The 22954-nt window shown below is 61.9% G+C and carries 20 protein-coding genes; 10 read left to right on the forward strand and 10 right to left on the reverse strand.

Annotation, left to right across the window (positions count from 1 at the left end; all coding sequences use genetic code 11):
- Positions 1-30 precede the first annotated feature (30 nt).
- Genes rsmA through lptF form a run of 6 tightly spaced genes read right to left on the reverse strand, consistent with a single transcriptional unit; the run spans position 31 to position 7677 of the window.
- Positions 31-876, reverse strand: coding sequence for a 16S rRNA (adenine(1518)-N(6)/adenine(1519)-N(6))-dimethyltransferase RsmA (gene rsmA, locus RH950_RS11995; protein WP_350057006.1), 846 nt, complete (start codon positions 874-876; stop codon positions 31-33).
- Entirely contained in the window at positions 869-1891 is a 1023-nt protein-coding gene (gene pdxA / locus RH950_RS12000; RefSeq protein WP_350057008.1) for a 4-hydroxythreonine-4-phosphate dehydrogenase PdxA, read from the reverse strand. The genes rsmA and pdxA overlap by 8 nt, the downstream gene beginning before the upstream one ends.
- Before the next feature lie 10 nt (positions 1892-1901).
- Positions 1902-3194 carry a peptidylprolyl isomerase gene (locus tag RH950_RS12005; protein WP_350057010.1) on the reverse strand — a complete coding sequence of 431 codons (1293 nt, stop codon included), beginning with the start codon at positions 3192-3194 and terminating at the stop codon, positions 1902-1904.
- A 47-nt stretch (positions 3195-3241) separates the two neighbouring features.
- A complete protein-coding gene (locus RH950_RS12010; protein ID WP_350057012.1) occupies positions 3242-5458 on the reverse strand; it encodes an LPS-assembly protein LptD in 2217 nt (738 codons plus the stop codon).
- A gap of 3 nt (positions 5459-5461) precedes the next feature.
- On the reverse strand, positions 5462-6556 hold the full coding sequence (lptG, locus tag RH950_RS12015; RefSeq protein ID WP_350057014.1) for an LPS export ABC transporter permease LptG: 1095 nt from the start codon (positions 6554-6556) through the stop codon (positions 5462-5464).
- Positions 6553-7677, reverse strand: a complete 1125-nt coding sequence (gene lptF, locus RH950_RS12020; protein WP_350057016.1) for an LPS export ABC transporter permease LptF — start codon at positions 7675-7677, stop codon at positions 6553-6555. Before lptF ends, lptG begins: the two co-directional genes overlap by 4 nt.
- Positions 7678-7918: 241 nt before the next feature.
- On the opposite strand from lptF, the gene RH950_RS12025 reads away from it, so the two are divergent.
- The 4 genes from RH950_RS12025 to ndk all read left to right on the forward strand — a co-directional run bounded on the left by RH950_RS12025 (position 7919) and on the right by ndk (position 11727).
- Complete coding sequence (locus RH950_RS12025; protein WP_350057018.1) at positions 7919-9406, forward strand: leucyl aminopeptidase; 1488 nt, start codon at positions 7919-7921, stop codon at positions 9404-9406.
- A gap of 20 nt (positions 9407-9426) precedes the next feature.
- Positions 9427-9876: a DNA polymerase III subunit chi gene (locus tag RH950_RS12030; protein WP_350057020.1), complete on the forward strand. Its 450-nt coding sequence runs from the start codon at positions 9427-9429 to the stop codon at positions 9874-9876.
- A gap of 41 nt (positions 9877-9917) precedes the next feature.
- Positions 9918-11135: a MalY/PatB family protein gene (locus tag RH950_RS12035; RefSeq protein ID WP_350057022.1), complete on the forward strand. Its 1218-nt coding sequence runs from the start codon at positions 9918-9920 to the stop codon at positions 11133-11135.
- Between the two features lie 169 nt (positions 11136-11304).
- Complete coding sequence (gene ndk, locus RH950_RS12040; protein ID WP_350057024.1) at positions 11305-11727, forward strand: nucleoside-diphosphate kinase; 423 nt, start codon at positions 11305-11307, stop codon at positions 11725-11727.
- A gap of 85 nt (positions 11728-11812) precedes the next feature.
- Here the strand turns inward: ndk and RH950_RS12045 are convergent, their stop codons facing one another.
- From RH950_RS12045 to purM, 3 genes are all read right to left on the reverse strand, one after another.
- Complete coding sequence (locus RH950_RS12045; RefSeq protein ID WP_350057026.1) at positions 11813-11950, reverse strand: aa3-type cytochrome c oxidase subunit IV; 138 nt, start codon at positions 11948-11950, stop codon at positions 11813-11815.
- A 94-nt stretch (positions 11951-12044) separates the two neighbouring features.
- Entirely contained in the window at positions 12045-12713 is a 669-nt protein-coding gene (gene purN / locus RH950_RS12050; protein WP_350057028.1) for a phosphoribosylglycinamide formyltransferase, read from the reverse strand.
- On the reverse strand, positions 12710-13792 hold the full coding sequence (gene purM, locus RH950_RS12055; RefSeq protein ID WP_350057124.1) for a phosphoribosylformylglycinamidine cyclo-ligase: 1083 nt from the start codon (positions 13790-13792) through the stop codon (positions 12710-12712). Before purM ends, purN begins: the two co-directional genes overlap by 4 nt.
- 194 nt (positions 13793-13986) lie before the next feature.
- On the opposite strand from purM, the gene RH950_RS12060 reads away from it, so the two are divergent.
- The 6 genes from RH950_RS12060 (at position 13987) to RH950_RS12085 (ending at position 21767) form a co-directional block, all read left to right on the forward strand.
- Positions 13987-15210, forward strand: coding sequence for a DUF2066 domain-containing protein (locus RH950_RS12060; RefSeq protein ID WP_350057030.1), 1224 nt, complete (start codon positions 13987-13989; stop codon positions 15208-15210).
- Between the two features lie 48 nt (positions 15211-15258).
- Positions 15259-16347 carry an AI-2E family transporter gene (locus RH950_RS12065; RefSeq protein ID WP_350057032.1) on the forward strand — a complete coding sequence of 363 codons (1089 nt, stop codon included), beginning with the start codon at positions 15259-15261 and terminating at the stop codon, positions 16345-16347.
- A 21-nt stretch (positions 16348-16368) separates the two neighbouring features.
- Positions 16369-17085 (forward strand): HdaA/DnaA family protein, encoded by a 717-nt coding sequence (locus tag RH950_RS12070; RefSeq protein WP_350057034.1) that lies wholly within the window; start codon positions 16369-16371, stop codon positions 17083-17085.
- Positions 17086-17129: 44 nt separating this feature from the next.
- Positions 17130-17912 carry an SDR family oxidoreductase gene (locus tag RH950_RS12075; protein WP_350057036.1) on the forward strand — a complete coding sequence of 261 codons (783 nt, stop codon included), beginning with the start codon at positions 17130-17132 and terminating at the stop codon, positions 17910-17912.
- Positions 17913-18089: 177 nt separating this feature from the next.
- Complete coding sequence (locus tag RH950_RS12080) at positions 18090-20234, forward strand: RNA degradosome polyphosphate kinase (protein WP_350057038.1); 2145 nt, start codon at positions 18090-18092, stop codon at positions 20232-20234.
- 3 nt (positions 20235-20237) lie between these two features.
- Entirely contained in the window at positions 20238-21767 is a 1530-nt protein-coding gene (locus RH950_RS12085; RefSeq protein ID WP_350057040.1) for a Ppx/GppA phosphatase family protein, read from the forward strand.
- A gap of 17 nt (positions 21768-21784) precedes the next feature.
- Here the strand turns inward: RH950_RS12085 and rnd are convergent, their stop codons facing one another.
- Positions 21785-22933 (reverse strand): ribonuclease D, encoded by a 1149-nt coding sequence (gene rnd, locus RH950_RS12090; RefSeq protein ID WP_350057042.1) that lies wholly within the window; start codon positions 22931-22933, stop codon positions 21785-21787.
- Positions 22934-22954: the final 21 nt, after the last annotated feature.

The raw sequence follows: 22954 nt of genomic DNA on the forward strand, positions 1-22954 counted from the left end.
CGGGCGCCCCGTTTTCGTTTGGGAATGCGTTCAGTGCCGGGCCGCGACCGCGCGTGCCATGGCGCAAAATTCTTCAACGGTCAGGGTCTCCGGGCGGGCCGTCGGGTCGATCCCGATGGCTTCGAGGAAATCCGCGCCGCCATAGTTCTTGAGCGATGCCCGCAACATCTTGCGGCGCTGGGAGAACGCTGCGGCGGTCACCTGCTCGAGCAGATCGGGATCGGCCTCGGCGAGCGGCTTCGGGCGCGGTTTCAGCCGTACTACCTGGGAGGTGATTTTCGGCGCGGGCGTAAAGGCCCGAGCCGGAATATCGAACAGCTGGAAGATTTCCGCCCGCCAGCGCGCGGCGATGCTGAGGCGGCCGTAATGCGGGGTAGAGGGTGCAGCGGCAATCCGCTCCGCCACTTCCTTCTGGAACATCAGCGTGAAGCTTTCGAACGCCTCGGCCCGCTTCAGCCAGCTGAGCAGCATGGGGGTTCCGACATTGTAGGGCAGGTTCGCGATCACCCGGCGCGGCGCCTCGCCCAGCGTCGTGAGATCGACGTCCATGGCGTCGGCCTCGATGATTTCCAGCCGTCCGTCCGCCGCCGCGACGAGATCCTGCAGCGCTTCGATCGAACGGCGGTCCCGCTCGATCGCAATGACCTTGCGGGCGCCTTCCAGCAGGAGCGCACGGGTCAGGCCGCCGGGGCCGGGGCCGACTTCGATACAGGTTCCTTCGTCGAGGTTACCGGCGGCGCGGGCGATGCGCCGGGTCAGGTTGAGGTCGAACAGGAAGTTCTGGCCGAGAGATTTGCGCGCCGACAGCTGGAAACGCGCGATGATATCGCGCAACGGCGGCAGCGCTTCAACCGCAGCAATGACCGGATCAGTCATGTCCGCTCATCCGGTTCCGGGCCATATCACCTGCCATGCTCAGTGCTGCAATCATGCTGTCCGCATGGGCCCGCCCGGTGCCGGCCAATTCCAGCGCGGTTCCGTGGTCGGGGGAGGTCCGGATGAAGGGCAGGCCGAGCGTGACATTGACGCCGCCCCAGAAGTCCAGGGTCTTGATCGGGATCAACGCCTGATCGTGGTACATGCAGATCGCCGCATCGTAGGATTTGCGCGCCTCGGCATGGAACATGGTATCGGCCGATACCGGTCCGAAGGCAGCGATGCCCTCGGATTTCAGAGCGCGCACTGCCGGCGCGACAACATCCCTGTCCTCGGTGCCGATAGTCCCGTCCTCGCCGGCATGGGGATTGAGCCCGGCGATGGCCAGACGCGGTGCCTTGCAGCCGAAATCCCGCTTCAGGGCTTCCGCCGTGATCCGGCCCTTGGTGATGATCATCTCGGTCGTGAGTGTCGCGGAAACGGCGTGCAGCGGGATGTGGATGGTCACCGGAACAACGCGGATCAACGGAGCAGCGAGCATCATCACGGGGGTGACGTCGGGGCCGGCGAGCGCAGCCAGAAACTCTGTATGACCCGGATAGCGGAACCCGGCCTCGTACAGCACGCTTTTCTGGATCGGATTGGTCACGACGGCTGCAGATCGACCCGCGCGGGTGAACTGCACGGCCTGCTCGATCGCGGAGATGACGGCGCCGCCGTTCGCCGGGTCGAGTGTGCCGGGTACTGGCGGAACCGAAAACGTGACGGGCAGAACGGGCAGACCCCGTTCGAAGACAGCGGCTGCATCCTCGGGGTTTTCAATGCCGATGATCGGGACGTTCATCCCGATCCGGGCTGCCAGCGCCGTCAGCCGCTCGGGGTCGTCCAGCAGAAAGAATGGGGAGAGCCGGTTGCGGCCGGTGGACCATGCCTTGAGGGTAATCTCCGCCCCCGCCCCCGCAGGCTCGCCGGGAGTGACCGCGAGGGGGGCAATGTCTGCGGAACTGTCTGTCATGTGCCCCGGCCTAGAGACGCGTATCGATGAACGCGTCTCGGCGAATGTCGCGCAGATAGCGCTGGGCAAAGGTCTCGAACTTGATGGCTCTCAGCCGGCCGGTGATTTCGTCGCGGCCCGGCAGGTCGCTTTCCGGCTCCTCGCGGCCGCAGACCATGATGGTGCTGAAACCGCCGGGCAGCCGCACCGGATCGGAGAGCTCACCGACCTCGAGGTTGATGACCGCTTCACGCAGCAGCGGCGACAGCTCACCGATGGCCAGGGTGCCAAGGTCCGTTCCCGCCGGCGAATTGAGCTCCGCTGCAAGCGTATCCATGTCCTCGCAGTTCTGCGCGGTCTCCGAAACGGCGGTCGCGATACTTTTCTGGCTGGCTACGGCATCCGGGCCCGAGCCTGGCGGGACGGGTACGAAGACCTGTTTCAGAGTAACCTTGGCATTCGCCGGATTGGGCCCGCTCAGGATGCGCCGGTCGGCCAGCTGGATGATCTGGTAGCCGAAAATCGTCCTGATCGGGTCGCTGATCTCACCCGGTTTCAGGCTGTCGACCACTGCGCCAACCTCGTCTCCAAGCTGTTCCTTCGTGGTCCAGCCGATATCTCCGCCGGTCGCTGCGGTCGCGCCGGTGGAAAATTCACGCGCGATCGCATCGAACTCGGCTCCGGACCGAAGCTGCTGCACCAGACGTTCGGCGGTCTCCTGTTCATTGCCGGATGAATCGGTCGAGTCGAGCACGATCTCGCGGATCCGGTATTGCGGCTTGCCTTTGTTGCGCTCCAACCGGTCCAGTGCATCGTCAATTTCGTCGGTCGTGATCTCCACGGTGCTTTGGAAGCGCCGGCGTACCAGCTTCACCCAGACCAATTCGGTGCGCATCTGGTCGAGGACCGTCTGGCTCTGAATGCCTTGCTGCTCAAGCGAGCGATCAAACGTTCCGGGCGCCATCTTGTTGCGCTCTTCCATCGCCCGCTTGGCCCGTTCGAGCTCCTGATCACTGACCTCTATCGACAGACGTTTTGCTTCCTGCTGCTTCAGTTTCTCGTCGATCAGGCTGCGTAGAACCTGCGGCCAGATTCGCTGAACGGTTTGGGCGCTGCGCGGCAGGTTCGAAATGACCATGACCATCCGCACGCGGGCGTCCAGGTCCCTGACGGAAATGATGTCGTCATTGACGATGGCGGCGATCCTCAGAGCGTCCTGCGCCTGAGCGTTCGTGTTGCCAAACCCTGAAACGCCGCATGCCAGAACCACCATCGCGGCGGCAATTCGCAACAAGGCCGGGTAACGCCAATTGATAAAGCTCAATCCAGATCTCGTCATTTGGTTCGATTCATACCTTTAGACCGAGGCCGTCAGTTGCTGGCGAAGCCGCCGAGATGCTTGAAGGCGATCTGCAGCATGACGGTCTGTTCCGGTTCGATATCGTCGTCTTCCAGTTCGCTTCTTTCATAGACGAGGCCGAAAGTGAAGCACTCATCGGCATAGACCAGTCCGGTCGATGCAATCAGTGTGCGGTTGGCATCGTCCGAGAAGTCCTGAACGATCCGTCCGTTCATGCTCCAGAACTCACTCAGCCTGACAGTTCCGAGAAGATCGAGTTGTTCCCGTTCCCGGAAGCTGGTTTCTCCGGCGATATCATCAGAGTTGGTTTCGTCATCAAGCAGGACGTAATCCGCCACGAATGAGAAAAGCGGATGCTGGTAGCGCATGCCGACTTCGCTGCGCCGCGGGCTGAAGTTGTCCTTGTCGAGCCGGAAGCGGAACAGGAAATCAAGATCTCTGGTCGGACTGACCTGCACACGGCCGACATAGTCCGAGAGATCGTCTTCGAGACCTGATCCGGCTTCAAACGGGCCGTCTCCGAAGAACCGGTAACTTTGCCCGAACAGCATGGAGGAGGAGCCGCCGCCATTGCCATAGACGCCTGTCTTGAACCCATAGTCGACGCGGCTGCCGCTGGTCACCAGGTCGCTCCCGGTGAAGCGGTTCATGCGGAACAGGTTGGTGTCGTCGAACAGGAAGGACTGGCTGTCTTCGTTGGATATCTCGTTCGGGTTGTTGCCATCCGGCGCGAGTACGAGATTGACGATCGGCTCGATCGTCTGGTGGTAGTTTTCACCGGCTCGCGCCAGCGGGTATCGCCAGTTCAGGCCGAGCTGCGGAAACAGCCGGCCGGCGTCCCCGCCTTCGCCATTCTCGAGCCCTTCGGTATGGTAGAAATCGCTGTCGAGGGTTGCGGTCAGTGTGTAGATGTCGCCCGCTGGCGCGGTATAGGGCAGCGCCCAGCCGCTGCGGATGGCCAGCTTTTGGCTGTCGGCGCCGGTTTGCCGGCTCAGGGACATGACCGTTGCGTCCAGCTGGAACCGGCCGCCTGCCGGATCCGGTTCGCCGACATAATTATATTCAACGAGCGGGGCAATCACCGGCGCCGTGTCTCTGGAATCGCCCGGATTCAGGCCCTGGAATTTCAGGGTTTCGACCGAGGCAAAATTGCGCCCCCGGAACCCTTCGGTGAAGGCGCGGGTGGTCAGGACCTCCCGGCTGTCGAGCCGGTAGCGCCGCAGATAGGTGCGGCCGCTGGACTGTTCGAAATCGAATCCGCCGCGCCAGGTTCGGTCGAAGTCGAACCGGCCTTCCAGGTCGATACTGCCCTCCGGGTCCTGACTTCCTGTCTCGACATTGTCGTCGCGCTGGTCGAGCAGACCACCGTTTCCTTGAAAGTCGATCTCGCCATTTTCGAAACGCTGGCGGTACCGGCCTTTCAGGATACCGCCTTCCTCGGAATAGATGATCGGCGTGATCTCCAGATCCTTGGACTCGTCGATGACCTGGTAATAGGGCTGGCCGTAGATGAAACCGAGTTCGTCCGAAGCGCCGATCATCGGCGCTAGGAAGCCGCTGCGCCGTTCCACGGTGGGGTCCGGATGGGCCAGGTACGGCGTGTAGAAAACCGGGATGCCGAACATTTCCAGGGTGGCATCATTGTAGATGATGTCCTTGGCGGCCTCGTCATGCACGATCTTGCGCGCCTTGAGCTGCCACAGTGGCGCGCGCGACGGGTCTTCCTTGCAGCTTTCGCAGGGCGTGAATACGGCACGGGACAGGATCTTGCGCTGGTCCGCGGTGCGCAGGCCGCGGTTCGCGGCGAGGCGGGAACCGTCCGTCATGCGCAGGCGAAGATTGTCGATGATGCCGGTCTTCAGTTCGTTATGCAGCTCCGCATAGTCGCTGAAGATGACCTCCCCTGATGGCTCCAGCAACGAGATGTTGCCGGTGGCGATGACCGTGTCCTCACGTTGGTTGTAGGTCACACTGTCGGCCATCAGGACGCGCTCGCCCTGCGAGAGCTCCACATTGCCCCTCGCCGTGATGGTCCCGAGCGTTTCATCGTGCACCAGCTCGTCGGCAACCATCAGCACCGGACTTTCGTCTATGGCGCGCTCCTGCGCGTTTGCCGTGGCTATGTGACAAACGGACCAGCCAATGCAGAACAGGGCAACCAGGAACCGGCCGCAAAGGACCTCGAGATGGCGTTCTGTCCGGTTCCATAAACGAAGGTCCTGGATCATGGATCAACCATCCTCAAGGTGAAGCAGGCTGGCGCAACCAAGCAGCGCCGTCACGGTTGCCGGGGTCCAGGCGGCGAGCACTTCCGGAATCCGGGCGGACAATCCTAATGCGAAGACGAGGTCAGACGCGAAATAAAGAAAAAATCCTGTGAAAAGACCGGCGCTGACCCAGACCATTGTGCCGCCGCGACGGGTCAGACGAAGCGAGAATGTCGCCGCGATCAGCACCATTGCGCAGAGCAGGAGCGGTGAGGCCAGCAGGGCATGCCAATAGAGCCGATGCCTGACCGCCGAGAAGCCGGCGCTCTCCAGAATCGCGATGAATTTCGGCAGCTCCCAGAAGGACATGGTCTCCGGCGGGGAAAAACTGTCCTGGATGTTATCGAGCGTCAGAGCGGTCGGGAGCCGGTAAACTGGACGCGTCTCGGGGATCGCGTTCTTGGTGGTCAGGATGACATTGTTCATCTGCCAGAAGCCGGATTGGAGCGTTGCCTCGGCTGCATCCACTCTGGCGTCGAAACTGTCCTCACCCTTGAAGAACAACACGGTCAGGCCGGACAGACTGGCCCCGTCCGCCGCGACTCCGGTGGCATGCAGGACGAAATGGCCGGTACTGGTCTGCTCCCGAAGCCAGAGGCCACCGTCGGTCAATGCCAGAAAGTTTCCCTTGTCCCGCAGGACCTTGTTCTCGAGAGCCTCGTATTTCGCCGTCATCACCGAGGCGACCGGATTGAATATGGTGATCTTGAAGACCCCGATCAGGAACGCGATCATCAGGGCCGGAAGCAGGAACTGCCAGACGGACACGCCTGCTGCGCGGGCAACCACCAACTCGTTCGAGCGGGTCATCCGGGTAAAGGCCAGCATGCCGCCGAACAGAGTCGCGAAGGGCAGGATGGTCTGCCCCATCTGCGGCGCCTTGAGGGCCGCCATCTGCAGCATCAGTGTCAGGGTTGCAAGTTCCCGGTCGGAGCCCCGCCGCAGCAATTCGATCGCATCCAGCAGGAAGACGATTCCCATGATCGCCAGGAAGGTTCCGACAACCCAAAGCAGGAATTGCTTGCCGAAATAGAGCGAGAGCGTGCCCGACCATTTCATGCCGGCGTTCCTTCGGGCGGTTTCTCGGCGGCCTGCGGTCGGCGCAATTTCTGGCGGGCCAGGATTGCGAGACAAACAAAGATCGGCATGATCGCACTGCCATACATCAGCGGGAGCAGTCCAAGCTGTTTGGCGGCGGCGTATTTTGAGCCGAGAACAGCGGCCTGCACCAGCCCGACCAGCAAAATGGCGACGATCAGGCGGATGGTCTGGCCCCGGCGCGAGAATTCGCCTTTCAGAATGATCACCAGCCCGATCAAAGGCAGGGAGAGACCGAGCAGCGGGGTGACCAGGCGGCTGTGCCCTTCGGCCATGTACTTGTCGAAATTCCGGGGCTCCGTGATCTGCTCCGTCGGGTTGAGCAATTCGTCGACAAAGAGCTCATTCTGATCCCGCACTGTGCGCTGAACCGCTTCGCGGATGCCGCCGAGATCCACTGTGTAGCGGTCGAAATAGAGAATGTTGATCCGCCCGGTCGCATTGTCGCGTGACTGCCTGTTTCCATTGACCATCAGGACCTTGGGGTCGCTGCCGTCGAGGATCAGTGCGCCGCGTTCGGCGAGCAGGGTAATCGACTCTTTCTCATCCCGATCGTCCTGGACGATGATCCCGGACAGCTCCCCGTCCGGCTGGCGCGCACGCACGAAGACCGTGACATCGTTGCCCATGGAATTGAAGACGCCCTCACGCAGCAGGACATTTGTGTAGTTGTGGCGGATCTGGAACTGCAGTTCCTTGAAGCCGCGGTAGGAGACCGGGATCAGGTAAAGACTGAGCAGATATCCAAGCAGGGTGACCACCAGCCCGACCACTATCGCAGGGCGGGCAAGGCCCAGCGGTCCGAGGCCGGACGCGGTGAGCACCACCAGCTCTCGGTCGCTTGCCATGCGGTTGTAGACAAACATGGTCGCGGCAAAGCAGGCGATGGGCAGGACCAGCGACAGCCAGGTTGGCATCAACAGAACGGTGAAGTAGATGAATGTCGCGAGCGGCAGTCCCCGGTTCACGATCATGTCGATGAATCGCAGGGACTGGCTCAGCCAGATGACACAGGTGAGCGAGACCACAACGATGATCATCGCGGCCACTATCTGGCGAATGACGTAGCGATCGATCTTCATGATCCCGTTTGGCTGGTAGTGCCTGGGCGGGTTCTTGCACAACCCGCGTCGAAGGGCGCATGATAGCGATGTTTCAAGTGTTTCCAATCACGAACTTAATCAGGATGTGAGCAGCACAGGTTCGTAACCCGCGCATGCATGGCTACCCGGCGGCACGACGCTCGAGGAAGCCGCCCTGGTCGGCACGCCAGGAACGCATGCGCCTGAATGGGGCGGAGCTTTGCTCAGAGGGAGAATCGGAATGAAAATCGGGTTTCAGAAGCTGGCTTTGCCGACCAAGGGCGCGATCGTTGTCGGCGTGATGGATGGCGGCACCTTGCTGCCGCTCGGCGCGGCGCTGGACGAACAGCTCGGCGGCCTGCTGTCGCGGGCGATGAAGGCCCACAAGTTCACCGGCAAGGAGAACAAGACCCTGTCCGTGTTCGGCGACACCGGCACGGTACTGCTCTACGGGCTTGGTGACGGCAGCAAGATTGACGAGCTCTGGTCCGAGAATGCCGGCGGCTCGATCATCGGCGAAATCCTGGGGGCCGGGGACAAGGAAGCGTCCGTTCTGTTCGAGCCGCATGGTGCCGATGGCGCGGCGGACGACGGCGCAGCGGTTAGGGCCGCCCGGCTGGCCTTCGGCGGCCTGCTCCGGACCTACCGCTTTGACAAGTACAAGACCAAGCAGAAGAAGGAAGATCTGCCGGTCCTGCAGAAACTGACGGTCCTGACCGATGAGGCGCCGGAGGCGAAGAAGGCCTTTGCCGGGCTGAGCGCCGTCGCGGACGGTGTCTTCATGGCCCGCGATCTAGTGAGCGAGCCGGCGAACGTGCTTTATCCGACCTCCTACACCAAGCGCATCGAGGAGCTTTCCGAGCTCGGCGTGAAGATCGAGGTGCTGGACGAAAAGCAGATGGCGAAGCTCGGCATGGGCGCGCTGCTCGGCGTCGGCCAGGGCTCCGAGCGCGAGAGCCGGATGGTCATCATGCGCTGGGACGGCGGTCCGAAGAAGCAGCAGCCGATTGCCTTTGTCGGCAAGGGTGTCTGCTTCGATACCGGCGGTATTTCCCTGAAGCCGGCGGGCGGCATGGAAGACATGAAGTGGGACATGGGCGGCTCCGCCACCGTGGTCGGCCTGATGAAGGCGCTGGCCGGACGGAAGGCGAAGGCCAACGTGATCGGCGTTGTCGGCCTGGTCGAGAACATGCCGGACGGCAACGCCCAGCGCCCGGGCGACGTGGTCACGTCCATGTCCGGCCAGACCATCGAGATCATCAATACGGACGCTGAAGGCCGGCTCGTGCTCGCCGACGCGCTCTGGTACACGCAGGACCGTTTTAAGCCTCAGTTCATGCTCGATCTCGCCACCCTGACCGGTGCCATGATGGTTGCCCTCGGTCAGGTCAATTGCGGTTTCTTCGCGAATAACGACGAATTGGCCGGGAAGCTTGAGGCGGCATCGAAAACCGCCGGCGAGAAGATCTGGCGGATGCCGCTTGGCGAGGAATACAACAAGATGATGGACAGCGACATCGCCGACATGAAGAACGCCGGCGCGCGCTGGGGCGGCAGCATCACCGCCGCCTGTTTCCTGGAGCGGTTCGTCAATGATCTGCCGTGGGTGCATATGGACATCGCCGGGATGGCCTGGTCGTCCAAGGCGTCGTCGACGGTGCCGAAAGGCGGAACCGGCTGGGGCGTGCGGCTTCTCAACGAGATGGTGCAGGCAAACTACGAATCCTGAATGGCACAGCAATCCTTGTGATGACAGATATCAACTTCTACCATCTGACGGCGCGTCCCCTTGAATGGGCTCTGCCGAAGCTGCTTGCAAAGTCGCTTCAGGCGGAGGCCCGCGTCGTCGTGATGGCATCGAGCGAGGAGCGCGTCGCCGACCTCAACGCCCATCTCTGGGTTTTCGATCAGGATAGCTGGCTGCCGCATGGCAGTGAAAAAGACGGGAATCCGGAGCTGCAGCCAATCTGGCTGACGGTTGCGGACGAAAACCCGAACGAGGCGCGCTTTCTGTTTCTGACGGATGGCGCGACTTCGGAGCATGTCGGCGACTACGAGCGTGTGTTCGAGCTGTTCGACGGCCGTAACGACGATGCGGTGGCTGCGGCGCGGGGACGCTGGAAGGACTACAAGACCGCTGGTCATACGCTTGCCTATTGGCGGCAGACCGAAAGCGGCGGATGGGAGAAGGCTGGCTGAGCGCCGGTCATGGATGAATTAAGCGAACCCTGGAGTAACAGGTGAAATACGATTTCGATCAGGAGATCCGGCGGACCGGGACGAATTCCGTCAAGTGGCAGATTTACTGGCGCGGGGACAAGCGGGAGCTGTGGAACGGCACGGATCCGGATCTTGGCGCCGAGCGGACCCTGCCGATGTGGGTGGCGGACATGGATTTCCAGATCGCCGAGCCGATCCGCGACGCCATGCGCGCCCGGATCGACCATCCGATCTTCGGCTATGTGGTCCGCACACCGGAATATAACGAGGCGATTACCGGTTGGATGGAGCGCCGCCACGGCTGGAAGGTTGATCCTGACTGGATCGTCAACACGCCGGGCGTGGTGCCGGCCCTGAACCTGCTGGTCCGGGCCCTCACCGAGCCGGGCGACAAGGTGCTGATCCAGCGCCCGGTCTATTATCCCTTCACCTATGCCATCGAGAATAACGGCCGCGAGGTTGTCTCCAACTCTCTGGTGATGGAGAACGGCGTCTACCGGATGGATTTCGACGATCTCGAAGCCAGGACGGCTGACCCGAAGGTGAAGCTCTGCATTTTCTGCAGCCCGCACAATCCGGTCGGCCGGGTCTGGACCGCCGAAGAGCTGAAGCGGTTTGGCGAGATCTGCAAGAAGAACGGCGTCGTGGTCATTGCCGACGAGATTCATGGCGACCTGATGCTGAACGGCTCCACCTTCGTGCCGTTCGGAAAACTCGGCGCGGACATGATGGACAATGCGGTTGTCTGCACGGCCCCGTCGAAGACCTTCAATCTGGCGGGTCTCCACACGTCCAACATGATCGTCTCGAATGAGACGTACCGGAAGGCGCTGAACAAGGAAATTGCTGCCTCCGGCATCGGCGGCATGAACAGCTTCGGCCTGGTTGCCACCATGGCGGCCTATAACGAAGGCGAGGAGTGGCTGGCCCAGGTGCTCGATTACCTGAGCGAAAATGCCAACTATCTCGAAAGTTTCGTGGCCGAGCGTATTCCGGAAATCAAGGTGGTGCACCCGGAAGGGACCTATCTGGTCTGGCTGGATTGCCGGGGCCTTGGCCTCGATAAGCTGGAGCTTGAAGCCCTGATGCATGAAGAGGCGAAAGTCCTGTTCGACGAGGGTTATGTATTCGGCACCGAGGGCGAGGGATTTGAGCGCATCAATATCGCTTGCCCGCGCTCCATCCTCACCGATGCGCTGGAGCGGATCGAGGCGGCGGTGGCGAAACGCCGCGCCTGACCGGGCATTTGGGGCAATTGTTCAGGGCGGGGCAGGTCATCGCGTGGCTTGCCCCGTTCCGTTCGCACCGCTATAAGGCGCGCGCCGGGCGCTTTTGCGCCCGCTTAGCTTTTTCAAACGCATCGCGCGGATGGCTCCAGCCGTCCAGCGGAACCAGAAGAGAGATAAAATGGCCATTCAGCGCACTTTCTCCATCCTCAAGCCAGACGCGACCGAGCGGAACCTGACCGGTGGCGTGAACAAAATGATCGAAGAAGCGGGCCTGCGCATTGTTGCGCAGAAGCGCATCCAGATGACCCAGAAGCAGGCCGAAACCTTCTACGCCGTGCACAGCGAGCGCCCGTTTTTCGGTGAGTTGGTTGAGTTCATGATCTCCGCCCCGGTCGTCGTGCAGGTTCTGGAAGGCGAAAATGCCATCGCGACCTACCGCGACGTGATGGGCGCCACCAACCCGGCCGAAGCCGCCGAAGGCACTATCCGGAAGGCCTATGCCAAGTCCATCGGTGAAAACACCGTGCACGGCTCCGATGCCGAGGAAACCGCCGCGATCGAGATCGCCCAGTTCTTCAGCGGCAACGAAATCGTCGGCTGAACGACTGCTGCCGAACAGAAAAAGGGCCGGTCAGATGACCGGCCCTTTTTGATTCCGCCGTGCGACTGGTGTGACTTGTCGCGGGTCAGACCAGGAAGATGGCCATCAGAATCAGCAGAATGACGACGCCTATGGTCGACCATTTCAGCATGCTGATGAACCCCTCGTAGCTATTCTTGTATTCCGGATAATTGCTGTCCGTGGATCCGTTGCTCGCAGCCATATCGCCTCCGTAGGAATGTCGTGCCGGGCTGAACCCGGTTCGTAACTCAGGAAACTGTATAATTCAGCGGGACCGGGGCGCCAAGCCTCTATCGTCAGTTGGCCTGTTCCGGCGACGGGTTGAGCAGGCCCGTATCGGGATAGACGGCGTCATTGAGAAACACGCGCTCGCCCTCGACCCGCACCCGGCCTTCCGCCACCCAGCGCAGGCTTGCCGGATAGATCCGGTGCTCCTGCACCAGTATCCGCGCCGCAAGCGTATCGCCTGTATCATCCTGATGGATTGGCACCACGGCCTGCTGGATGATCGGGCCGACATCCATTTCCGGCGTCACGAAATGTACCGTGCAGCCAGAGAACCGGGCGCCGGCGTCGATGGCCCTCTGCTGGACGTTGAGCCCCTTGAAGGACGGTAGCAGCGAGGGGTGGATATTGATCATCCGCCCGCCCCAATGTTCGACAAACTCCGTTGTCAGCAAGCGCATGAAGCCGGCAAGGCAGATAAATTCGACATCTGCCGCGTCGAGCGCTTTCTGCATGTCCGCATCGAAACTGGCGCGGTCCGGATAATTCTTGTGATCAAAGACAACGGCCGGAATGCTCGCCGTTTTCGCCCGGTCCAGGGCGCGGACCCCCGGTCGGTTCGAAATCACCAGCACTATCTCCGCCGGATGGCCGGGAACGGCGCAGGCATCGATCAGCGCCTGCAGATTGCTGCCGCTGCCCGAGACCAGTACGCCGACCTTGAGTTTGCCTTCTCTCACGCGGGCCAGGTCCGGAGCCCTTGCAGGGTGACGGACGGTGCGTCCTCTGCCCGCTCGGTCAATTTGCCGATTCGGAAGACGATTTCGCCTGCCTCTGCCAGAATTTCGGTCACGGCATCCGCCCGGTCCGCTGAAACGGTCAGGGTCATGCCAATACCGCAATTGAAGGTCCGGGCCAGCTCCTCCGCCGGCACGCCGCCGGTTTCGGCCAGCCATTTGAAGACCGGCGGAAGCGTCCAGCTCTCGACATCGATCTCGGCGGCAAGATGTTTGGCGAAGGACCGCGGTGGATTGTCCAGCAGGCCGCCACCCGTGATATGGGCGAGACCGGTGACGCCGCCACTTGCGAGGGCGGCCAGACAGGATTTCACATAGATCTTCGTCGGCGTCAGCAACGCATCGCCCAGGCTCTGGCCCTTGGCGAAGGGCGCGTCGTCACCCCAACCGAGACCGGAGCGATCGACAATCCGGCGCACCAGCGAGAAGCCGTTCGAATGTACGCCCGAGGCAGCCAGACCGAGAATCACGTCACCGGCTTCGGCGCGCGGCTCCAGGATCAGGTTCTCGCGCTCGGCCGCGCCGACGGCGAATCCGGCGAGATCGAAATCCCCGTCCGTATACATGCCGGGCATTTCCGCGGTCTCGCCGCCGATCAGGGCGGCTCCGGACTGGCGGCAACCCTCGGCGATTCCGGCAATGACCGTCCGCGCCGCTTCGACATCGAGCTTGCCGGTGGCGTAATAGTCGAGGAAGAACAGTGGCTCGGCGCCTTGCACGACCAGATCGTTCACGCACATGGCGACAAGATCGGTGCCGACGCCGGCATAGTTTCCGGTATCGATCGCAAGGCGGAGTTTCGTTCCGACGCCATCGGTGGCCGCAACGAAGACCGGGTCCTTGAAACCGGCTGCCTTCGGATCGAAGACGCCACCGAATCCGCCGATCGCGCCATCAGCGCCCGGCCGAACCGTCGACTTGGTCAAAGGCTTGATGAAATCGATCAACCGGTCTGCCGCATCAATGTCAACGCCCGCTTCCTTGTAGGTAAGGGGGCGGTTGGGTCTATCGGGAGCTGATATGGTCTCCTCCTCAGCCTTCCGGTATAAGGGGCGGGCAGTGTCCGCAGTGCCATTGTTCTGCCCGGTTCAGGGTGTATGACGCAGGGACGTGGACCGCAAGCGGATTTGGCGGGTGGCCACAGGGTTCGGGGAAGATTGTGCTGATGGGTTTTGGGGCTGGAAGCCGCGCGCGAGATGGGGAACGGGCTGCCGGAATGCAGGAAGCCTGCCGTGTTTCGCTGTTTGCGATTGTATTGCTGGCGCTGACATGTGCCGGTGGCGTCGTCCGGGCGCAGTCGGATACCGACCGTGTCTTCGAAGTGCGCGACGTGCCGGTGGATGCGCGGGCCGCCACGGCTGCACAGGCGCAGGCACAGGCAATCGGGGAGGGCCGCCGCGAGGCCTGGCGCCGTCTGGCTGGCCGTCTGGTGCCGCAGGCAGGGGCCGCGACCCTGCCGCCGCTGTCCGACGATTTACTTGTCGGCTTGACGGTCGGGTATGAAGTTGCGCGGGAACGAACCTCCGACGTCCGCTATCTCGGATCGCTCAATTTCCGCTTCAATCCGCCGGCGGTCCGACAGTATTTTGCGTCTCTCGGCGTTGCCTATGCCGAGGTCGCCTCCCGACCGGTGCTGATTCTCCCGGTCTATATCAACGGCAGCAAGCCGCTGCTCTGGGAGGAGGAAAGCCCGTGGCTGGCGGCCTGGCTGGACCGGCCCTTCACCAGCGGTCTGGTGCCGATCACCGTCCCATATGGAGATCTTGCTGATATCCGCGACATCAGCGCGGTCCAGGCCGTTCTGGCGGACCGCGAAGCGATCATGACGATTGCCGCTCGCTATGGCGCGGAACAGGCGGTGATCGCCAGTGCCCGCCCGGTCTCCACCGATTCGGCCGGACAAGCCATAGAACTCAACCTGACTCATGTCGGCGGTGTTGCGGACGGACAGTCCCTGGTCCGGACAGTGACAGCTGACCCGGCCCGTCCTGACGCCGATCTGCTGGCACTCGCCGCACGGACCGCCGCGTCCGAGATCCAGGAAGCCTGGAAAGCGGAAAACCTGATCAGCCCGGGGTTCGAGACGCAGGTGACCGTGATTGTACCGGTCTCTTCTTTCGAAACATGGCTGGAAACCCGCAAGGCTCTGGACCAGGTCTCATCGGTATCCCGCCGCGAGTTGCTTCGGATATCGCGCACCGAAGCCCTTGTCGACGTCTGGATAAACGGTGATGCCGATCAGTTCGCGCTGGCCTTGAAGCAGAAAGATTTCATACTGATGGAAACACAGGATGGTTGGGTGCTTTACAAGCAGGGTGCCGAATTGCCGGAGCGGTATCGTCCGGCACCGCTCGCCGCCCCGACTTCGGGGGCAGAGCCGGTCTTGCAGCGGCCGCCCGCCGCCGTCTCTCCGCTCGTGCTGCCGCCGCTTGTTCAATGATGTCCTCAGCAATTACATGCCGGAGCCGCGCCGGAAACGGAGAGCGCCATGACGCAGCGTGAACGCCTGAGCTTCTGGGCCGGGCTTCTGATCGCCCTGCTTCTTGCGCTCTATGTCTTGAAAAGCGTGCTGGTGCCGTTCGTCGCCGGCATGGCGATCGCCTACTTTCTGGACCCGTTGGTGGATCGCTGCGAGCGATTGCGCATGTCCCGCACTGCGGGGACGGTTGTCGTCTTGCTTGGGTTCTTCCTTGCCGGCCTTGGCGCACTGCTTTTGCTGGTGCCGCTGGTCCAGGCTCAGGCCGTTCTTCTGGCCGAGAAACTGCCCGGCTATCTCGAGCGGCTGCTGGCCTTCGCGGACCCGATCGTCAGCATGGCCCGGTCCTGGCTCGGCAATGGCGGGGCGGAGGAGCTTAATCTCTCAGCCATCGCCGCGAAGGCCGGGACATGGCTCATCTCCGTCGCGGGACAGCTCCTGAGCGGCGGCGCTGCGCTGGCCAATCTGCTGTCGCTGACGATCATCACGCCGATTGTCGCCTTCTACCTGCTGCGGGACTGGGACCGTATCGTCGCTGCCGTGGATGGCTGGCTGCCGCGGGCGCAGGCGAAGACGATCAGGGAACAGGCAAGGATCATCGATGAAACACTTGCCTCCTTCGTGCGCGGGCAGGGGTCCGTCTGTCTCATCCTGGGCGGTTTCTATGCCGTTGGCCTGTCGCTGGCGGGCCTCGATTTCGGCGTGATCATCGGGCTGTTTTCCGGCCTGATCTCGTTCGTCCCCTTCGTCGGCTCGATCTTTGGCGGGCTGCTCAGTATCGGGCTTGCTGCCATGCAGTTTGACGGTCTGACTCCCATCGCCATCGTCGCTGCCATTTTTGTCGCCGGACAGGCGGTCGAAGGTAATTTCCTGACGCCGAACCTGGTTGGCGAGGCTGTCGGTCTGCATCCGGTCTGGGTGATTTTCGCCTTGCTGGCGGGGGGGGCACTGTTTGGTTTTCTCGGAATTCTGATCGCGGTTCCGGTCGCGGCCGTGCTCGGTGTGGTCATCCGCTTTGCCTTGTCGCGCTATCTCGCCAGCCCGCTCCATCTGCATGGCATTCCACCGGCAGATGATGAGGCGGACGATGGAGCGCATTGAGGACCGGCCGGCGGGCATATCATGAGTGATCAGAACAATGGCTCGCGCGTGATCGACGGCGCAGGCGGACAATTGCCGTTGTCGCTGCAGCACCGTCCGGCGTTTGATCGCGGGGAATACCTGGTCTCTGCCTGCAACCAGGCGGCGACCGCCTGGATCGATTCCTGGCCCGCCTGGCCGGATTCGACCTGGGGGCTCAATGTGCACGGCCCGGAAGCCTCGGGCAAAAGTCACCTGGCCGAGGTCTGGGCCCGCAAAGCGAAGGCTGTCATATTGCGACCGACCGACCTTGATACGGACACGCTTCCGGTCGTGCTTGGCGAGTCCCGGTTTGTGGTACTCGACAATGTCGACGAGACCCTTCCGGGCGTGCCTGCATTTCATCTCTACAATATGCTCGTGGAGCGCCGGGGCGCGCTGCTGGTTCTGTCACGGGCACCGGTCTCGCGCATGCAGCTCTACCCTGAGGACGTGAAATCCCGCCTCGCGGCGCTGCCTGCCGTCGCGATAAGTGATCCCGACGACGCATTGATTGCAGGAATCATGGATAAACTCTTTCGCGACCGGCAATTGTTCGTTGCTGAAGAGGTGCTGGCCTTTCTGGTCGGGCGCATGGAACGATCGTTTTCGGAAGCGCGGGCGTTGGTTGAGGCTATAGACGCCGTGTCGCTTGCCGAGGGGCGCCGGATCACGCTGCCGCTCGCACGCCGTGCGCTGGAAGCGCGCGCAGGGGAATAGCGCCGGGAACATGAAACCAATAACCAACAAACGGAGCACGACCCATGGATCTGGGAATTAAAGGGAAGAAAGCGCTCGTTTGCGCGTCGAGCAAAGGGCTTGGCAAGGCATCGGCAATGGCGCTGGCACAGAACGGTGTGGATCTGACGATCTGCTCGCGGACGCCGGAAGCGATCGAGGCCACGGCGGAGGAAATCCGCAAGGCGACGGGCGTTACGGTGCATGCGGTGGCCTGCGATATCACCACGGAAGAGGGCCGGGCGAAAGCGCTGGCGCCATTCAACAGCAAGCTCGACATTCTGGTGAACAATGCCGGCGGTCCGCCGCCCGGCAATTTCCGCGACTGGACCCGGGACGACTGGATCAAGGCGGTCGATGCCAACATGCTGACCGCGATCGAGCTGCTCAAGGCGACCATCGACGGCATGATCGAGCGCAAGTTCGGCCGGATCGTTAACATCACCTCCGGTGCGGTGAAATCGCCGATTGCCATTCTCGGCCTCTCCAACGGCGCCCGTACCGGCCTGACTGGCTTCTGTGCCGGTATCGCCCGGGAAGTTGCCAAGGACGGCGTGACCATCAACGGTCTGCTCCCGGGTCCGTTCGACACCGACCGGCTGCGCGGCAACATGAAGCTGCAAGCCGAAAAGGCGGGGGTTGCTTTCGAGACCTACTATGCCGAGCAGGCTGCGGCCCATACGGCCGGCCGGTTCGGTACTGCTGATGAATTCGGCCAGACCTGCGCGTTCCTGTGCAGCGCCCATGCCGGATATATCAATGGCCAGAACGTGCTCATGGATGGCGGCGCCTTCCGCAGCACGATGTAAAGTCTCGGAAGACGGTTTTCGCAGCCAATTGCCGGAAACCGTCATCGAACTGAAACATGACGTGATTACGGTCCGGCCCGGGATAGTCCATATCCCGGGCCGACCTGTGTTATGACAGCCAAGAAGCGCTGTTGGCGCGCGGAGGCTTCGTAAACATGACGGCGAGGAGATGGTTCCGTGAGCGAGAGTCAGCTGGAGAGTACAGCACGGATTGACGCCGCATCGCCGGAACGGTTCTTTAATCGGGAACTGTCCTGGCTCGGTTTCAATGCCCGGGTGCTTGAGGAAGCGACCAATCCGGCGCACCCGCTGCTGGAGCGGCTGCGTTTCGTTTCCATTTCCGCATCGAACCTTGATGAGTTCTATACCGTCCGGGTTGCCGGTCTGAAGGGAATGGTCAATGCGGGCGTGACCACGCCCAGCGCGGACGGGTTGTCACCGACCAGCCAGCTCATTGCCATCGCAGAAAAAGCGGCCGAACTGATCGCCGTTCAACAACAGTATCTGTCTCAGCTGCTCGCAGAACTAAGGACCGCCGGGTTCTACCTGGTGTCGGCAGCCGATCTGACGGCAGCGGACCGGAAATGGCTCGAGGGGCATTTCATTGATCAGGTTTTCCCGCTTCTGACACCGCTCGCGATTGATCCGGCGCATCCGTTTCCGTTCCTTCCAAATGGTGGCGTTTGTCTCGCCATGCATTTGTCTGATGTCGCAAACGGGATCGATATGGACGCGCTGATGCCGCTTCCGGCGCAGGTCGGGCGATTTGTCCGGCTGCCGGGCGACGACATCCGGTTTATTTCCATCGAAGAAGTGATAATCGAACACGTCGACCAGCTGTTCCCGAACTTCACAGTCTCGGGACACGGCATTTTCCGGGTGCTGCGCGACAGCGAAATGGAAGTCGACGAAGAAGCGGAAGATCTTGTGCTTTCGTTTGAATCCGCCCTGAAGCGCCGGCGGCGCGGCAATGTCATCCGGCTCTCGATGAACCGGGACATGCCGGAAGATCTCCGGAACTTCGTGGCCGACGAGATGAAGGTGGCGAAGGAGGATCTTTTCACCCTCGACGAAATGGTCGGTCTCGCCGATCTGTCGCAGCTGATTGTAAGCGAACGCTCGGACTTGCTCTGGAAACCTTTCAACCCGCGCTTTCCGGAACGGATCCGGGATTTCGGTGGCGACTGTCTGGCGGCGATCAGGGCAAAGGACATCGTCGTCCACCACCCCTATGAGAGTTTTGACGTTGTCGTTCAGTTTTTGCGTCAGGCGGCGGCGGATCCCGCGGTGGTCTCGATCAAGCAGACCCTTTACCGGACATCCAAGGGCAGCCCGATCGTCAATGCCCTGATCGAGGCGGCCGAGGCCGGAAAATCGGTCACGGCCATGGTCGAGCTGAAGGCGCGTTTCGACGAAGAGGCGAATATCCGCCTCGCCCGCGATCTGGAGCGTGCAGGCGTGCAGGTCGTCTACGGCTTTGTCGACCTGAAGACCCACGCCAAGATCTCGCTGATTGTCCGCCGCGAGGGCAACGGCCTCAGAAACTATGTGCATTTCGGGACCGGCAATTATCACCCGATCACGGCGAAGATTTACACGGACCTGTCCTTCTTCACCTGCGATCCGGTGCTGTGCCGGGATGCCGCGCGCATGTTCAATTACATGACCGGCTACGCGACGCCGCAGACGATGGACAAGCTCTCGCTCTCGCCGCTGACCATGCGCAAGAAGGTGCACGAGCTGGTCGACACGGAAATCGCCTTTGCAAGGGAAGGCAAGCCGGCGGCAATCTGGGCGAAGATGAATTCTCTGGTCGACCCTGACCTGATCGACCTGCTTTATCGGGCGTCCAACGAAGGCGTCAAAATCGAGCTGGTAATCCGCGGCATCTGCTGTCTGCGGCCGGGTGTGCCGGGATTGTCCGAGAATATCCATGTCCGCAGCATCGTCGGCCGGTTCCTGGAACATTCACGGATTTTCTGCTTCGGGAATGGCCGGAAGCTTCCTTCCGATCAGGCGAAAGTGTACATGTCTTCCGCAGACTGGATGACGCGTAATCTGGATCGCCGGGTCGAGCATTTCGTTCCGATCGAGAACCGGACGGTGCATCGTCAGGTACTCGACCAGATCATGGTGGCGAACCTGAAGGACGAAACCAATTCCTGGGTCGCGGGACCGGATGGGCATTTTGTCCGGGTGGCGGCTGGTGCCGAGGCGTTCTCGGCGCATAAATACTTCATGACCAATCCGAGCCTGTCCGGCCGCGGCAGTGCTCTGAAACGGTCGAATGAAATGCCCAAGAAGCTGAGCGGCACGGAATAGCGTTTGTCAGACCCCACTTTGCAAGATGACTGGATCACCAACACCGGGACCGATCACAGCGGTCTCGTTGGCGTTCTCGACATCGGGTCGAACTCGATCCGTCTCGTCGTTTTCGAAGGCGATGGCCGGATGCCGATTCCGCTCTTCAACGAGAAAGCGCTCTGCGGTCTCGGAACGGGATTGCAGGAAACCGGACACCTGTCGGAGCAAGGCGTGCGCTCGGCGATGGAGAATCTGGAGCGCTACTTCACCATCGCAAAAGGCATGGGCGTCTCCGAGGTCAGCGTGCTGGCGACGGCAGCGGTCCGCGATGCCCGGAACGGAGGCGAGTTCGTCTCGACGGTCGAAAACCGGTTCGGGATTCGTGTCACGGTGCTGTCCGGGGACGAAGAGGCCCGGTTGTCCGCCCTCGGGGTGATCAGCGCCTTCCCGGAGGCTGACGGCGTGGTCGGTGACCTTGGCGGCGGCAGCCTCGAACTTGTCGATGTGCAGAACAGCAAGGCGAGACGCTTCGAGACGGCGCCGCTTGGTCCGCTCCGGCTTGGTGAACTGACACGGCAGAACCGGGACGAATTGGTCGGTCGAATAGATTCAGCCCTGAATAGTGTCCTGTGGCTGGACAGTATGGCGGACCGGGATCTGTTCGCGGTTGGCGGCGCGTGGCGCAGTCTTGCGCGCGCACATATGGAATTGACCGATTATCCGCTGGCGGTGATTCATCATTACGCCATTGGTGCGGAAGAGGCCGTCCGGTACCTGGATGAGATCGTCCGTATGGGGCGGAAGGATCTGCGCGCCCTGGACGCTGTCTCGAAGCGCCGTGTCGAGAAATTCCCCGTCACCGCGCTGGTGCTGAAACGGCTGATCGAGCTCGGCCGGGCGCGTCAGGTTGTGTTTTCATCCTTCGGGCTGCGGGAAGGATGCCTCTATGACCGGCTGCCGCAAGGTGCGCAATCGCGCGATCCGCTGCTCGACAGCTGCATGGACATTGCCCGCAAGACCAGCCGGTTCAGTCCACACCCGGAAGTGCTGGAACGCTGGATCGCGCCGTTTTTCGAGGACGTTCCCGCGGCGGAGCGGCGCCTTATCCGGGCAGCGTGCATTCTGAGTGATTTTGCCTGGGGCGAGCATCCGAGTTATCGCGGCGAGCATGCCTTTATCCGGGTGCTGCGCCTGCCGGTCGTGGGTATCAACCACGCCGACCGGGTGTTCCTCGCCTATTCAATCCTGACCCGGTATACCGGCGGGGTTGAGGAAGAGGGGACCCTGCGGGTCCGCAAGCTGCTGTCGCTCCGCCGGCGCGATCTGGCCTACCGCGTCGGATTGGCGCTCCGGCTTGCGCTGACCCTGTCGGGCGGCGCGACGGAGTTGCTGGAGAGCGCCCGGCTCGACCGTGAGCGGGACATGGTCGGGGAGCGCGGCTTCGTTATCAGCATGCATGGCCACCAGGGCGGCCTTGCCGGAGACGTTGTGACAAGACGGATCGCATCCCTTTCCGAGGCGCTTGGGCAGGAAATCCGCATCGACCACTGAGCGGCGATGCGTTCCGCTCAGAGTCGCATCAGCTTGATTTTACCGGCTTCGGCCGTCAGGCCGATGCGGCCATGTTTCAGGTTGACGGCGTCGGCGCCGAAAAGGTCGCGGCGCCATCCTGTCAGGGCCGGGACATCTGCATCATCGTCCAGGGCAATGGCCTCGACATCGGCCGCATTGGCGATCAGCCGGGCGGCGACCTTTTCCTCTTCCGAGCGGATTTTCAGCAGCACCTTCAGCAGCTCGACTATCGGGGCCGGGGCTTCGCGGCGGTCATCTTTTGCCGGCAGTCTCGGGCAGGCATCGTTCGGCATTGCGAGGCCCTTGTTGACAACCTTGATGATCTCCTGGCCCAGCCGGCCATTGGCAACCTGTGCATTGAAGGTCCGTGTGCGGGCAAGCTCTTCGGGCGTCGTCGGTGCGTGCGCGGCGATATCCATCAGCACGTCGTCACGCAGGATCCGGTTCCGCGGCACATCCCGCTGCCGTGCCTCGCGTTCGCGGAAAGCGGCAATCTGCTGCAGAACGGCGAGAAATTTCGGCTTTCCGCTGCGGACCTTCAGGCGTTGCCAGACGGTCTCGGGATCGGGGTCGTAGATCGCCGGATCAGCCATCTTCGCGACTTCTTCCTCGATCCACTCCATCCGGCCGGACTTTCGAATGCTTTCCACCAATGCCCGGTAGACGGGCCGGAGGTGGATGACATCGGCGAGCGCGTATCCAATCTGCTTTTCGCTGAGCGGGCGGTGGGACCAGTCCGCGAAGCGTGAGCTCTTGTCCAGTTGAATCCCGGTCAGGCTCTGCACCAGCTTGTCGTAAGAGACCGAATCGCCGAAGCCGCATACCATGCCGGCGACCTGGGTGTCAAAGACCGGCGCCGGAAGCTCACCACAGAGATGATAGAAGATTTCGAGATCCTGGCGCGCTGCATGGAAGACCTTCAGGACGTTCTTGTTCGTCAGAAGCGCGATAAGGGGGGCGAGATCCAGCCCGTCTGCCAGGGTGTCGATGGCGACGGCCTTTTCGTCATTCCCCAGTTGAACCAGGCAAAGCTGGGGGTAGTAGGTCTTCTCGCGCATGAACTCCGTGTCGATCGTGACGAAGTCCTCGGTTGCGAACTCGGCGCAGACGGCGGAGAGCGCTTCGGTATCTGTAATAACGGTCATAGGGATCTCATACACGGAAAA

It is taken from the genome of Nisaea sp. (assembly GCF_040217065.1).
Lineage (GTDB): Bacteria > Pseudomonadota > Alphaproteobacteria > Thalassobaculales > Thalassobaculaceae > Nisaea.

Excerpts from the sequence above, each read along its gene's own strand:
- rsmA (WP_350057006.1), bottom strand. The coding sequence starts at position 876 with ATGACTGATCCGGTCATTGCTGCGGTTGAAGCGCTGCCGCCGTTGCGC.
- pdxA (WP_350057008.1), bottom strand. The coding sequence starts at position 1,891 with ATGACAGACAGTTCCGCAGACATTGCCCCCCTCGCGGTCACTCCCGGC.
- RH950_RS12010 (WP_350057012.1), bottom strand. The coding sequence starts at position 5,458 with ATGATCCAGGACCTTCGTTTATGGAACCGGACAGAACGCCATCTCGAG.
- lptG (WP_350057014.1), bottom strand. The coding sequence starts at position 6,556 with ATGAAATGGTCGGGCACGCTCTCGCTCTATTTCGGCAAGCAATTCCTG.
- lptF (WP_350057016.1), bottom strand. The coding sequence starts at position 7,677 with ATGAAGATCGATCGCTACGTCATTCGCCAGATAGTGGCCGCGATGATC.
- RH950_RS12025 (WP_350057018.1), top strand. The coding sequence starts at position 7,919 with ATGAAAATCGGGTTTCAGAAGCTGGCTTTGCCGACCAAGGGCGCGATC.
- RH950_RS12030 (WP_350057020.1), top strand. The coding sequence starts at position 9,427 with ATGACAGATATCAACTTCTACCATCTGACGGCGCGTCCCCTTGAATGG.
- ndk (WP_350057024.1), top strand. The coding sequence starts at position 11,305 with ATGGCCATTCAGCGCACTTTCTCCATCCTCAAGCCAGACGCGACCGAG.
- RH950_RS12045 (WP_350057026.1), bottom strand. The coding sequence starts at position 11,950 with ATGGCTGCGAGCAACGGATCCACGGACAGCAATTATCCGGAATACAAG.
- RH950_RS12060 (WP_350057030.1), top strand. The coding sequence starts at position 13,987 with ATGCAGGAAGCCTGCCGTGTTTCGCTGTTTGCGATTGTATTGCTGGCG.
- RH950_RS12065 (WP_350057032.1), top strand. The coding sequence starts at position 15,259 with ATGACGCAGCGTGAACGCCTGAGCTTCTGGGCCGGGCTTCTGATCGCC.
- RH950_RS12070 (WP_350057034.1), top strand. The coding sequence starts at position 16,369 with ATGAGTGATCAGAACAATGGCTCGCGCGTGATCGACGGCGCAGGCGGA.
- RH950_RS12075 (WP_350057036.1), top strand. The coding sequence starts at position 17,130 with ATGGATCTGGGAATTAAAGGGAAGAAAGCGCTCGTTTGCGCGTCGAGC.
- rnd (WP_350057042.1), bottom strand. The coding sequence starts at position 22,933 with ATGACCGTTATTACAGATACCGAAGCGCTCTCCGCCGTCTGCGCCGAG.